Below are 12,534 nucleotides of genomic sequence, written 5' to 3'. Positions count from 1 at the left end.
TTCCGACGTCGGTGACGTGGGTGACGTCGATACGCACCGACCCGTCCGCTTGACCTGTCTGCCCCCGCCCGTACGGAGCCACGCCTTGAACGACGCCGCGCACGACCTGCACGCCCCGCACTTCATCGGCATCGGCGGCGCCGGGATGTCCGGCCTGGCGAAGATCCTCGCAGTGCGCGGTGCCAGCGTCTCCGGCAGCGACTCCAAGGAGTCCGAGACCGTCCTCGCGCTGCGCGCCCTCGGTGCCACCGTGCACGTCGGCCACGCCGCCGAGCACGTGCCGGACGGCACCAGCAGCGTGGTCGTCTCCAGCGCGATCCGCACCGACAACCCGGAGCTGGCCGCCGCCCGCGAGCGCGGCATCCCGGTGGTGCACCGCTCCGACGCGCTGGCCGCGCTGATGGGCGGCCGCCGCGCGCTCGCGGTGGCCGGCACCCACGGCAAGACCACCACCACCAGCATGCTCGCCGTCGCCCTCGGCGAGCTGGGCGTCGACCCGTCCTACGCGATCGGCGGCGACCTCGACGCGCCCGGCTCCAACGCCCACCACGGCACCGGCGAGATCTTCGTCGCCGAGGCCGACGAGAGCGACCGCAGCTTCCACAAGTACGCGCCCGAGGTGGCGATCGTGCTCAACGTGGAGCTGGACCACCACGCCAACTACGCCTCGATCGACGAGATCTACGAGTCCTTCGAGACCTTCGTCGGCCGGATCGTCCCCGGCGGCACCCTGGTGGTCTCGGCCGACCACGACGGCGCCCGCGAGTTGACCTCCCGGGTGGCCGGCCGCGAGGGCCTGAACGTGGTCACCGTCGGCGCCGCCGAGGACGCCGACGTCCGGGTCCTCTCGGTGGTCGCCCACGGCATGACCAGCGAGGTCACCGTCGTCCTGGACGGCACCGAGCTGACCTTCACCGTCTCGGTGCCCGGCCGCCACTACGCCCACAACGCCGTCGCCGCGCTCGCCGCCGGCGTCGCGCTGGGCGTCCCGGCCGCCGACCTGGCCAAGGCGCTCGGCGCCTACACCGGCGTGCGCCGCCGCCTGCAGCTCAAGGGCGAGGCCGCCGGCGTCCAGGTGATCGACTCCTACGCCCACCACCCCACCGAGATGGCCGCCGACCTGGAGGCGATCCGCGAGGGCCTGGACGGCGCGGGCCGGGTGCTGGTGGTCTTCCAGCCGCACCTGTTCAGCCGCACCCAGCAGCTCGCCGAGGAGATGGGCCAGGCCCTGGCGCTGGCCGACGCCTCCGTGGTGCTGGACATCTACCCGGCCCGCGAGGACCCGATCCCGGGCGTGACCAGCGAGCTGATCATCGACGCGGCCCACCGGGCCGGCGCCGAGGTGACCGCCGAGCACTCCTTCGCCGCCGCCCCCGCCCTGCTGGCCGGCCTCGCCCGCCCCGGCGACCTGCTGCTCACCATGGGCGCGGGCGACGTCACCAACCTCGGGCCGGAAATTCTGGAGCAGCTCGCGAACGTTGCTTCCAACGTCTGACGTACGTCCACCGCGACCGGGAGCCGTGATGAGCTACGAGATCGAGAAGTCCGAGGCCGAGTGGCGCGCCCAGCTCAGCCCGGAGGAGTACCACGTGCTCCGCGAGGCGGGCACCGAGCGCCCGTTCGCCGGTGAGTACACCGACACCAAGACGGTCGGCGTGTACGGCTGCCGGGCCTGCGGCGCGGAGCTGTTCAGCTCCGAGACCAAGTTCGACAGCCACTGCGGCTGGCCGTCGTACTACGCGCCGCTGGCGGAGGACCGGGTCCAGTACATCGAGGACACCACGCTCGGCATGCGCCGGGTCGAGGTGCGGTGCGCGCGCTGCGGCGGGCACCTTGGGCACGTCTTCGACGGCGAGGGCTACGGCACGCCGACGGACCAGCGGTACTGCATCAACAGCATCTCGCTGACGCTCAGGCCCGCCGAGTAGGACGGGCGGCAGGAGGCCCGGACACCGCACGGTGTCCGGGCCTCCGTGCTGTCCGGGGCCGTGCCGTCCCGGCTTTCGTGCCGTCCGGGCGCTACCCCGCCGTCGGCTCGAAGCGGACCGGGAGGTGCACCAGGGCGCGGTGGAACGGGCCCGGGCGCCAGAGCAACTCCTCGGCCGGGGTGGCCAGTTCGAGGTCGCTGAGGCGGCTGCCCAGCTGCTCGATCGCGGTGATCGCGATCAGCAGGGCCGGATCGCGGGCCGGGCAGGCGTGCGGGCCGGCCGCCCAGGCCAGGTGGGCGCTCTCACCGCTGCGCAGTTCGCCGCCGTCGGTGGGCGGCGCGGCCTGGGAGTTGGCGGCCGCGTAGGAGACCAGCAGGAGGGTGCCGGCCTTGATCTCGCGGCCGTGGAAGACGATGTCGTAGCGCGGGTAGTGGGCCGAGAGGTTGGCCAGCGGCGGTTCGTGCCAGAGCACCTCGTCGATCGCCTGGTAGGCGGTCATCGCGCCGCCGAACAGCGAGCCGGCGTAGCGGGCGTCGGTGAGCAGGCGCAGCAGGGCGTTGCCGATCAGGTTGGTGGTCGGCTCGTGCCCGGCGATCATGGTCAGGCTGATCTGCCGGATCGCCTCGTCGTCGTCCAGCCCGACCGGGTGGGTGACGAACCAGGAGGTGAGGTCGTGCCGGGGGCGTTCGCGGCGCTCGGCGACCATGGCGGTGACCACCGCGAGGAGCTTCCCGTACGCGGCGCCGGCCTGCGCGGTGGACTCGATCAGTCCGGTGATCGCGGCGACCACCTCGGCGTGCTGCTCCTCGGGCACCCCGAACCAGGTGGTGAGCACGAAGGCGGGCAGCTGGCGGGCGTACTCGGCGATCAGGTCGGCGCGGCCGACCGCGGCGAAGCGGTCGATCAGCCGGTGGGCGGTCTCGGCGACCTGGCGCTGCAGCCGGTGCGGTTCGAACAGCGCGAGGGCGTCGGTGATCGCCGCGCGGTAGCGCGCGTGCGTCTCGCCGTCGGTGAACAGGGCGGTCGGGCGGTAGCCGAGGACCGGCAGCAGCGGGGAGTCCGGCGGGACGGTCTGCTGCCAGGCGCGGGAGTCCTTGGAGAAGGTGTCCGAGTCGCGCAGCAGGTCCAGGGCGGCCTGGTAGTCGGTGACCAGCAGGGCCTCCACGCCGGGCGCGATCTCCACCGGGGCGACCGGGCCGTGCCGGCGCAGCCGCTCGTACACGAGTTGGGGGTCGGCGGCGAAGACCGGGCCGTGGATCGGGGTCGGGCGGGTCTCGACGGTCACGGGCGCTCCTGGGAGGCGGTGGAGGCGGCGGGCAGGGCCTCGAGCACGTGCTCGGCCAGCGCGATCAGCGCGTCCAGGCTGGCCTCGCGCTCGCGGGCGTCGCAGAGCAGCAGCGGGGTGGCGGGGTGCAGGTCCAGGTGGGCGCGGAGCACCGCGACCGGGTGGACCGGCGCGTCCGGGAAGCAGTTGACGGCGACGGCGTACGGCAGGCCCTGCTCCTCGACCATGTCCATGATCTCGAAGGAGTCGGACAGCCGACGGGTGTCGGCGAGCACCAGGGCGCCCAGGGCGCCGCGGGCGATGTCCTGCCAGAGCGGGAAGAAGCGGCGCTGGCCGGGGGTGCCGAACATGTAGAGCACGACGTTGCCGGGCAGGGTGAGCCGGCCGAAGTCCACGGCGACGGTGGTGGTGGTCTTCTCGGGCAGGCCGGCCAGGTCGTCCACCGGCCGTCCGGTCTCCGTCATCGCCTCCTCGGTGTGCAGGGTGGCGATCTCGGAGAGGGTGCGGATGAGGGTGGTCTTGCCGACGCCGAACGGGCCGGCGACCACCAGCTTCATCAGCGTCTGGTCCCGGTCGGGCAGGTAGCCCACCCCGGCCGGCCGACCGGCCGGCTGCCCGACCGGGTCACCGACGGCCCGGCCTACGGGGTCACCGGCCCAATCACCGGCCCGGTCACCGGAGCGCACGGAGTCCAACGAGGAGCCTCTCGACGATGGAGCGGTCGGTCTGCTGGGCGCGCGGGATCGGCGCGCGGGCGTGCAGACAGCCCGCCGCGACCAGATCGGCCGCGAGGAAGACGGTGGCGCTGACCGGCAGGCGCAGGTGCGCGGCGGCCTCCACCACGGTCAGCGCGCCGGGGCGCAGCAGTTCCCAGAGCCGGCGGTGTTCGGGTTCGAGCCCGGTCGGCGGGTCGGCACGGTCGGCGAACAGGACGGTGAGCCGCTCGAAGCCCTCGGTGCCGGGGCGGCTGCGGCCGCCGGTGGCCAGGTAGGCGGGCACCATCCGCCTGCGGGGGGCGGCGGTCATGACCGGGCGGTGTCGTCCTGCCGCCGGGGCGGGCTCGCGAGCGCGCGGCCCAGGGCGGCGACCTGCACCTGCATCTGGTAGGACACGTTGCCGAGTTGAGCGTCCGGGGCGGTGAACACGGCGAGCGAGGTGTTCTCCCCGGCCGGGACGACGATGGCGTAGCCGAGGTCGGACTCCACCACGGTCTGGGCCAGTCGCGGCCGCTCGGTGTCGGTGAACGCGGTGGTGAACGCGCGGGCGGCGGCGTGCACCGTGGCGGTCATCGCGGCGACCCGCTCGGCGGAGGCCCGCCCCAGGCCGCCCGAGGCGCCTTCGACCAGGCCGTCCCCGGTGGCGATGACCGCGTGCAGCACACCCGGCAGCTCCAGCAGCGGGGTCAGCACCCACGAGATCTCGTCGGTGGCGGTCGGGCTCGGCGAGCTGCTCACTGCTCGGCTCCTTCTAAGGTCGTCGGGCCGGTGGTGTGGTCACCGGTGGGGCGGGCGGCGACGGGGTCGCCGGGGGTGGCGGGGTTGCCGGCGGTGCTCGTGCTGTCCTCGGTCGGCGCGCTCTCGCGGGCGGCGCTCTCACGGGCGGCACGCTCCCCTGCGGCGCTCTCGCGGGCGGCCTGCGCCACGGCGGCGCGGCCGGAGTCGGTGCCCTGCTGCAGCGCCTGCCAGTGGGCGGCGGCCTGCTCGGGGGACCGGCCGGGGGCGGCGGTGGCGGTGGCGGTGGCGGTGGGCGTACCGGCCTCCTCGGCGGCCAGCGGACGGCGGCGGCGCCGGGTGGGCAGGCCGGTGCCGTCATCGGCCGGAGAGTCCGGAGAAGTCGGGAACTCCGGAGCGGCCGGAGAGTCCGGAGAAGTCGGGAACTCCGGAGCGGCCGGAGAGCCCTGGGAGGCCGGAGAGCCCTGGGAGGCCCCGGAGTCCGCAGCCGGCGCGTCCGCCGCCGGGCCGGCCACCGGGCCGTTCGCGCCCCGGTCGGGTACCACGTGGATGGCCGGTGCCGGGTGCGGCCCGGGCTGGTGGTGGCGGTCGGCGAGCTGCGGGCCGTCCTGCTCGTCGGCGGCGCGCATCGGCGGGACGGCGGCGACGGTGGGCGCGGGGGCGGGCCCGGCGCCGGCCCGCAGCGGCAGCGGGGTGAGCACCGACAGCGGCCGCCCGTCGTCGACGACGGTCACCAGCCCGGCCGGGATGCGCAGGATGGTCCGCATGCCGCCGTACGGCGAGGGCTCGATGTGGCAGGAGAAGCCGTACTGGCGGGCCAGTTTGCCGATCACCGCGAAGCCGGTCTTGGGCGGGTTGCCGAGTTCGGTGAGCAGGAGGTCCGGCGGGCCGGCGAGCAGTCGGCGGGCGCGGTGCAGCTGGTCCTCGTCCATGCCGATGCCGCTGTCGTCGATGATGACCAGCGCGCCGCGGCCGACCTGCTGGACGGTGACCGGGACGTCGGTCTCCGGGTGGGAGTAGGCGGTGGCGTTGGCGAGCAGTTCGGCGATGGTGACGGCGATCGGCTCGGCGGCCCGGGCGACCACCGCGAGCCGGTGCTCCCGCAGGTGGTTGGCGACCTTGATCCGGCCGTAGCCGGGCACCCGGGAGAGCGCGCCGACGACGACCTCGGCGAGCGGCGAGTCGGTGCGGGCCAGGCCCGGCCAGGCCTCGCAGAGCACGCCGACGGTCTGGATCCGGCGCAGCGCGATCTCGTTGCGGAAGTCGACCTCCAGCAGCCGGGGGTCGTCGTTGTCGTGCTGGAGGTGCTGGACCAGGCTCTGGATCTGGTAGAGCAGGGTCTGGATCCGGGAGGTGGCGCCGCGCATGGCGGCGCGGGCGGCGGCGTCCACCCGTTCGCGCTCGTCGGCGAGGGCGGCGGCGGTGGCGTCCAGGACGGACTGCAGGGCCCGGACGGCCTCCGGGCCGGCGGCCTGCGGGTCCAGCGGGCCGACCAGCGGGGCGTTGGCGTGGGTGAGCCGTACGGCGGTGGCGGCGACCCGTTCGCGGGCGAGGTGGCCGATCTCGGCGAGCAGCGCGGCGGCGCGGGCCTCGGCGGCGGCGCGGCGGTGGTCGGCCTCCTCGGCGCGGGTGGTCGCGGCGGCGCCCTGCTGGGCGGCGTCCCGGACGGCTTCCTGCGCTTCCCGGGCCGTGTCCTGCGCCTCGTGGACGGCGTCCTCGGCGGCGCGGGTGCGGCCCTCCGCCCGCCGGGCCTCCTCGGTGGCGCGCCGGGCGGTGTCCTGCGCCTCGCGCAGTTGCTGCTCGGCGCGGGCGAGCCGGCCCTCGGCGACGCGGGCGCGCTCCTCGGCCCGGGTGAGCGCGGTCTCGGCGGCCGCCGCGCGGGCGACGGCCCCGGCCCGGCCGCGGGCGAGCACGGCCGCGGCCACGGCGGCGACCAGCGCCAGGGCGATCAGCGCGATCTGCGTCATCGGAGTCCTCGGGGGTGCTTGCGGGTCGGGCCGGACGGGGCGGGGCGGGGCGGGCGGGTCAGGCCAGGAGGCCGGGGCGGGGCCGGTTTCCGAGCGGGGCCGGTTTCCGGGCGGGGCCGGACTTGGGCGGGCGGGGGGCTCAGCCCCGGTCGGAGCGCGGGCGCGAGATCCGGGCGACGGCGTCCTCGGCCAGCTCCCGGGCGACCAGGGCGACCTGTCCCATGGCGTCCAGCGCGCCCGGCGCCGCCGAGCCGTCCAGGTGCCGGTACTCGGCCGCGACGGTGAGCACCAGCCGCTCGGGCAGGCCGAGTTCGGGGTGGCGCTGCTCGGCGATGACCCGCCGGGCGGCGTCCAGCGCGGGTATGCCGGCGGCGTGCAGGGTGTGGGCGCGCTCGCGGACGTACGCGAGGTAGCCGATGTGCTCCCGGACGCCCTCGCGGTCGAGCACCGGGCCGTGGCCGGGGACGAAGATCTCCGCGCCGGTGGCCAGGGCCTGCTCGCAGGCGCCGACGATGTTCTCCAGTGGGCCGGCCCAGTGCGAGGGGTGGTCGCCGGGCTGCTCGGGCGTCGAGGCGAAGATCACGTCGCCGGTGAACACCGCGCGCTGGTGCGGGAGGTGGACCATCAGGTCGCCGCCGGTGTGGGCGGCGGGCAGGCTGGTGATCTGCACGGGGTAGCGGCCGACCCGCAGCTCCAGCTCGCCGGTGAAGACGGTGTCCGGGTGCACCGGGTCGGTGCCGGACCAGTCGAACCGCCCGAAGTGCTCCCTGAGGTAGCCGCCGAGCAGGGAGTCCGGGTCGCTGTTGGTGACGAGGGCGTGCTGCTGCTGCGGGGTGGGCTCCCAGTGGATGTGCTCCAGCGCCTCGCGGGTGGCGATCACCTCGGCGTCCGGTAGCACCCCGGCGCCCCACAGGTGGTCGCCGTTGGCGTGGGTGACGACCACCCGGTCGACCTCGACCCCGGCCGGCAGCAGCCGGCGGCTCGCGGCGAGGAACTCCCCGGCCATCGAGGGGTCGTAGGGGGTGTCGATCCAGAGCGCGGTCGTCTCGGAGGCCAGCAGGCCGCAGTTGGCCAGGCCCCAGCCCCGCTTCGGGGGGAGCCACACGTACAGGTCCTCGGCAATCGCGCTCACGTTCGCACGGTTGATCGTCATGTGCGCGATTATGCCCATGATGCGCCAGGAGTGGGGCAAAACCTGTACGTCCACCAGGAGTTCATGACCCGGTCTCGCCCGTGCTGTCCGGATTCGCACCACGTGGTCGAGACCAATTATCTCACTGTTCGGGACGACTGACGGGCACCTCGCCCCGGAAGCCCGACGGGACCTCCGACCGGGGCGCGGGCAGGACGCGGCAGACCTCGACCGTGACGTCCACGGTGTCCAGCCCGATCACCCGGCCCTCCACCGCGACGAATCCTTTCTCCCCCGAGCGGAAGAGCGCCGCCAGCGGGGAGGTCCGGCTCGCCGTGGTCAGCGCCTCCACCGCCATCGCCGAGCCGAACGCGAACACCCCGCAGAGCACCACGCAGGGCGCGTGCCGGGGCGTGCGGGTCACGAAGATGAAGCCGTGGTCGCGGATCAGCTCCCCGGTCGGGTTGAACAGCGCCTCGAAGGTCATTCCGCCCCACCGGGCGCGGGCCGCCTCCGGGTACTCGATCGCGAAGTCGGGGAACACCGCGTCCAGCACGCCGCCGGAGTAGGCGTTGACGCTCGGGCCACCGATCGAGAAGGTCGGCATCCGCGGGTCCTGCGCGCCCGCCACCACCAGCTCGATCGTCGCCTTCCGGTTGACCTTGCGCAGCAGGTCGGTGAGTTCCGCTATGGCCCTCGCCTCGGCCATCGGCATGAACAGCACGTTCTTAGGCCCGCGGCTGGTCAGCTGGCAGCCGTCCGTGGTGAAGGCGAACTCCGCGACCTCGATGCTCGGCGTGATGATCTGCACCCGGCTGTACGGCGCCAGCAGCGCCCGCAGGAAGCCGTAGCGCAGGAACAGTCTGGTCCGGGCGAGGGAGTGGGCCGCGAGGAAGCCGATCACGGCCGGAACCGATGCGACCAACACCTGGAGCAGAAGGTCCATATCATCCCCTCGGAGGAAGACTCGACCACGAACTGTGTGCCCTGGTTAAGTCCCCGCCCGTGGCCGAAATACCCCCCTCGCGGCAATTCCGAGCGTCAGAATCACCGCACCGAGGGTCACTTCAGGCGCTTGATGCCCTTGCGCTCCCCCGCGCAGCGCTCGTACCCGAGCCATGCGTTGATCGCGAGCATCGGCGCGTTGGTCTCGTCGTTGGAGGTGTACGCGCGCCGGTAGCCCGCCGCGGCCGCCAGGCGCAGCGACTCCAGCTTGGCCAGCTTGACCAGGCCGCGCCCGCGGAAGGCCCGGCGGCTGGCGCTGAACGCGGACCAGTAGCGGTCCACGCCGTCGGTCTGCGCCATGGTGAACGCGGCCGGTTCGCCGTCCATCACGGCGACGACGGTCAGCGCCCGGTCCAGGTCCGGTCGGGCCCAGAAGCTGCGCAGCCAGTCCTCGTACTCCAGGGCGTCCATCGGCACCTCGCCGGGCTCGTCCCGGAGGGCGTCCGCATCGACCAGGAACAGCGGGCGCGGGTCGTCCGCCCAGTCGGTGGCCGGGCGCAGCTCGACGCCGGCCGGCCGTACGGGCGCCTGCGGCAGCGGCAGCGCCAGGTCCCGCCCGCCGAACTGGGCCGCGCGCCCGATCTCGTAGCCCCGGGCTGCGCCGAAGGCCAGCGAGGCGGGCTCGCCGTCCAGCCAGGTGTGCAGTTCGGTCACCCCGTGCTCGGCCAGGTGCCGTTCGGCCGCGGCCAGCAGCGCGGTGGCCGCGCCGCGCCGCCGGAACTCCGGCAGCACACTGCCGTTGGCGTACCCGACGCCGTCGTCCCGAGCACCAGCGCGCAGCGCACCGCGCCGACCACCCGGCCGTCGCACTCGGCGACGAAGGTGCGGAAGTGCTCGTCGGGGTTGGGCTGGTCGTTCAGCCAGAGCAGGGCCTCGGCGGACATCACCAGGTGCTCGCGCCCGGCCCGGTGGGCGGCCGCCACCGCATCGGCGTCTTCGGGGCGGAATTCACGGATGGTCAGGGAAGTCGAAGAAGTCAAAGAAATCATGGGTTCCCACGCTAGCCGGGCACGCCCCCGCACCGCCTCCGATTTACCGCCGGAACGGCGCCTCACCTGCGGAGACGGCCTCGGCCGGGGATCGAAGTCCATTATCATCAGAACGGCAAGCTCAAATAATGCTCTGAGAAGACCGGGTGAGGCTTGGCAGCCACCCCGCTCGGGGACATCCTCAGCAACAACGGCCGCGTGGTCCTGCCGACGACGCCCGCACCACCCGACGGCCCTTCCCACCCCGGCCCTCAGAAGGGGGCGAACCGATGACTTCCCCTGCCCTGGCCCTGCCCGTACGGACCACCGGCGACCCCTCCGCCCCCACCCGCCTGGGCGTCGGCCTCGGCTGGCGCGGCGAGATCGACACCGTGGTCGAGCGCCAACCCGGCCTGGACTGGGTCGAGGTGGTCGCCGAGAACATCTGCGCCGACCACCTGCCCCACTCGCTGACGGTGCTGCGCGAACGCGGCGTCACCGTCGTCCCGCACGGCGTCGGCCTCGGCCTCGGCGGCGCCGACCTGCCCGATCCCGGCCGCCTCGCCCAACTCGCCGACACCGCCCTGGCACTCGGCTCCCCGCTGGTCACCGAGCACCTGGCCTTCGTCCGGGCCGGCGGCCTGGAGGCCGGCCACCTGCTGCCCGTACCCCGGACCCGGGACTCGCTGCGGGTGATCGCCGAGAACGTCCGGATCGCCCAGGACCAGCTCCCGGTGCCGCTCGCCCTGGAGAACATAGCCGCCCAGCTCGCCTGGCCGGACGACGAGTTCACCGAGGGTCAGTTCCTCGCCGAGCTGGTCGAGCGCACCGGCGTCCGGCTGCTGATCGACGTCGCCAACCTGCACACCAACCGGGTCAACCTCGGCGTCGACCCGGCCGCAGAACTCGACCGCCTGCCGCTGGAGGCGCTCGCCTACGTCCACGTCGCGGGCGGCACCCTGGTCGACGGGATCTGGCACGACACGCACGCCCACCCCGTCACCGAACCCGTGCTGGAGGTGCTGGCCGAGCTCTGCGCCCGGATCGCACCGCCCGGCGTCCTGCTGGAGCGGGACGCCAACTTCCCGCCGCCCAGCGAGCTGGCCGGTGAACTGGACGCCATCCGCCGGGTGCTGGAGGGGAGCACCCGGCGGATGGGCAACCTCACCACGGCCACCGGCCCCACCGGGGCGACCGATCCGACCACGACGGCCGGCCCGACCGCGCCCCGGGACGCCACCGCCGCCCGGGAGCGCCTGGCCCGGCGCCAGGAGGAGCTGCTGGCCGCCCTGGTGGCCGGCGGGCCCGTCCCGCCCGGCTTCGACCCGGCCCAGGTCGGCGCCCAGGCCACCGGCCTCGCCGCCAAGCGGCGCGACACCACCGCCAAGGTGGCCCCGGAGCTGCCCCGCCTGCTCGGGGAGCAGTACGGGCCGCTCTTCCTCCGCTACGCCCGCACCCACCCGCAGAACGGCGGCTACCGCGCCGACGCCCGGGCCTTCGCCCAGTGGGTGCTCACCGACGGCGGCCAGCCCGCCACCGACCACCGCCGGGCCCTGGAGCAGTGGCTCCACCCGGCACCCGTACGGCCGTCCGGCCCGCTCGCGCGTCTGCGCCGGGCCCTGCACGGCTAGCGACCCATCGTCATTCCGGGGGAACCGCCCATGTGGCACGACAGTTACTTCATCATCCCGGCCGCCCTGCTGGTGGCCGCCGCCCTGTACGCCGCCCACACCCGGCAGCGGATCGGCCACGTCCCGTACGCCAAGGGCCTGCCCGGCCGCGGTCTGCCGCTGCTCGACACCGCGTTCCTGTCCGGCGGACCGGGCCGGGTCTTCGACACCGCCCTCGTCCGGATGCACCTGGGCGAACAGGTCGTGATCAGCCGCTCCGGCCTGGTCACGCTCACCGGCGGCAAGCCGTACGACGCCGTCGACCAGGCGATCCAGGAGGCCGCCGGGCCCACCGGCAGCCGTGAACTCGCCCCGCTGCGCCGCATGGTGATGCGCTCCGCGGCCGTCCAGGAGATCGGCGACCGGCTCGCCGACCGCGGGTTGATGCGCCGCCCCGAACGGATGCACCGGGCCCGGACCGCCCGTCGGCTGCTCTGGCTCGCGATGCTCGTCGTCGTGGCCTTCGCCGTGGCCTCCGAGCTGATCGACGGCGTCTACGGGCCTGTCCACCCCAACCTCTGGATCCCGGGCTTCCTGCTGTTCGCGGGCGCCGTCTCGCTACTCGCCACGAGGCCGGTCAAGGGCCGGATCACCCCGGCCGGGACGCGCCAGCTGACCCTGATGGACGGCTCGCCGTGGACGCCCAGCTCCGGTGTGTCGCCCAAGCTGGTGGGCGGCGCGCTGCTGGGCGCGCTCGCGCTGGGCGGGCTGGCCGCCGCCGGGCTGGAGAACCAGGAGCTGGAGGCCGCGATGCTGGCCGCGACAGCCGAGGAGGAGGCGATGCGGCAGGCTTCCGCGAGCTCGTCCTGGTTCGCCTCGTCGTCCTCGTCCTCCTCCTCGTGTTCGTCGTCCTCCACCTCGTGCTCCTCGAGCTCCTGGTGTGGTTCCTCCGGCTCCGGGTCGTCCAGCTGCGGCTCGTCCAGCTGCAGCTCCGGCTCCAGCAGCTGCGGGTCGTCGTCCAGCTGCGGCTCCTCGTCCTCCAGCTGCGGATCCAGCTGCGGCTCGAGCTGCGGCGGCGGCTGCGGCGGCTCCTGACGCCCGCCCGGCCCGCGCCGAGGGGAAATCGCACGGTTTCGGCTCGTCGTACCGTCGCGGTTCGTCCCACGGCCGACGTCACAGTTCGGTATC

The 12,534-nt window shown here is 74.4% G+C and carries 13 protein-coding genes; 4 read left to right on the top strand and 9 right to left on the bottom strand.

Annotated features, from left to right (window positions below; translation table 11 throughout):
- The first annotated feature begins 106 nt into the window (after window positions 1–106).
- Both murC and msrB read left to right on the top strand, forming a co-directional pair.
- Window positions 107–1,495, top strand: coding sequence for a UDP-N-acetylmuramate--L-alanine ligase (gene murC, locus ACZ52R_RS11725; RefSeq protein WP_465621173.1), 1,389 nt, complete (start codon window positions 107–109; stop codon window positions 1,493–1,495).
- Window positions 1,496–1,523: 28 nt separating this feature from the next.
- Window positions 1,524–1,928 carry a peptide-methionine (R)-S-oxide reductase MsrB gene (msrB, locus tag ACZ52R_RS11720; protein ID WP_465620923.1) on the top strand — a complete coding sequence of 135 codons (405 nt, stop codon included), beginning with the start codon at window positions 1,524–1,526 and terminating at the stop codon, window positions 1,926–1,928.
- 91 nt (window positions 1,929–2,019) lie between these two features.
- On the opposite strand, the gene ACZ52R_RS11715 is transcribed toward msrB, so the two are convergent.
- The 9 genes from ACZ52R_RS11715 to ACZ52R_RS11675 form a co-directional block, all read right to left on the bottom strand.
- Window positions 2,020–3,213, bottom strand: coding sequence for a cytochrome P450 (locus ACZ52R_RS11715; RefSeq protein ID WP_360506121.1), 1,194 nt, complete (start codon window positions 3,211–3,213; stop codon window positions 2,020–2,022).
- Window positions 3,210–3,770: a GTP-binding protein gene (locus ACZ52R_RS11710; protein ID WP_465621171.1), complete on the bottom strand. Its 561-nt coding sequence runs from the start codon at window positions 3,768–3,770 to the stop codon at window positions 3,210–3,212. Before ACZ52R_RS11710 ends, ACZ52R_RS11715 begins: the two co-directional genes overlap by 4 nt.
- A 115-nt stretch (window positions 3,771–3,885) precedes the next feature.
- Window positions 3,886–4,239, bottom strand: coding sequence for a DUF742 domain-containing protein (locus ACZ52R_RS11705; RefSeq protein WP_360506124.1), 354 nt, complete (start codon window positions 4,237–4,239; stop codon window positions 3,886–3,888).
- On the bottom strand, window positions 4,236–4,667 hold the full coding sequence (locus ACZ52R_RS11700) for a roadblock/LC7 domain-containing protein (protein WP_465620920.1): 432 nt from the start codon (window positions 4,665–4,667) through the stop codon (window positions 4,236–4,238). The genes ACZ52R_RS11705 and ACZ52R_RS11700 overlap by 4 nt, the downstream gene beginning before the upstream one ends.
- A complete protein-coding gene (locus tag ACZ52R_RS11695) occupies window positions 4,664–6,631 on the bottom strand; it encodes an ATP-binding protein (protein ID WP_465753387.1) in 1,968 nt (655 codons plus the stop codon). Before ACZ52R_RS11695 ends, ACZ52R_RS11700 begins: the two co-directional genes overlap by 4 nt.
- 139 nt (window positions 6,632–6,770) lie before the next feature.
- Window positions 6,771–7,784 (bottom strand): MBL fold metallo-hydrolase, encoded by a 1,014-nt coding sequence (locus ACZ52R_RS11690; RefSeq protein WP_360506132.1) that lies wholly within the window; start codon window positions 7,782–7,784, stop codon window positions 6,771–6,773.
- Between the two features lie 121 nt (window positions 7,785–7,905).
- The gene (locus tag ACZ52R_RS11685) at window positions 7,906–8,709 is read right to left on the bottom strand and encodes a hypothetical protein (protein ID WP_360506135.1); all 804 of its coding nucleotides are present in this window, start codon (window positions 8,707–8,709) and stop codon (window positions 7,906–7,908) included.
- A gap of 116 nt (window positions 8,710–8,825) precedes the next feature.
- On the bottom strand, window positions 8,826–9,500 hold the full coding sequence (locus tag ACZ52R_RS11680) for a GNAT family N-acetyltransferase (protein WP_465753386.1): 675 nt from the start codon (window positions 9,498–9,500) through the stop codon (window positions 8,826–8,828).
- Window positions 9,419–9,757, bottom strand: coding sequence for a hypothetical protein (locus ACZ52R_RS11675; protein ID WP_465753385.1), 339 nt, complete (start codon window positions 9,755–9,757; stop codon window positions 9,419–9,421). Before ACZ52R_RS11675 ends, ACZ52R_RS11680 begins: the two co-directional genes overlap by 82 nt.
- A 269-nt stretch (window positions 9,758–10,026) precedes the next feature.
- Between ACZ52R_RS11675 and ACZ52R_RS11670 the strand changes: the two genes are divergently transcribed.
- Together ACZ52R_RS11670 and ACZ52R_RS11665 are read left to right on the top strand one after the other, a co-directional pair.
- Window positions 10,027–11,367 (top strand): MbnB/TglH/ChrH family RiPP precursor modification enzyme, encoded by a 1,341-nt coding sequence (locus tag ACZ52R_RS11670; protein ID WP_465620913.1) that lies wholly within the window; start codon window positions 10,027–10,029, stop codon window positions 11,365–11,367.
- A gap of 30 nt (window positions 11,368–11,397) precedes the next feature.
- Entirely contained in the window at window positions 11,398–12,441 is a 1,044-nt protein-coding gene (locus ACZ52R_RS11665; protein ID WP_465620911.1) for a TIGR04222 domain-containing membrane protein, read from the top strand.
- Window positions 12,442–12,534: the final 93 nt, after the last annotated feature.

It is taken from the genome of Kitasatospora sp. NPDC034023 (genome assembly GCF_055575795.1).
This window is presented reverse-complemented; position numbering and strand designations above follow the sequence as displayed.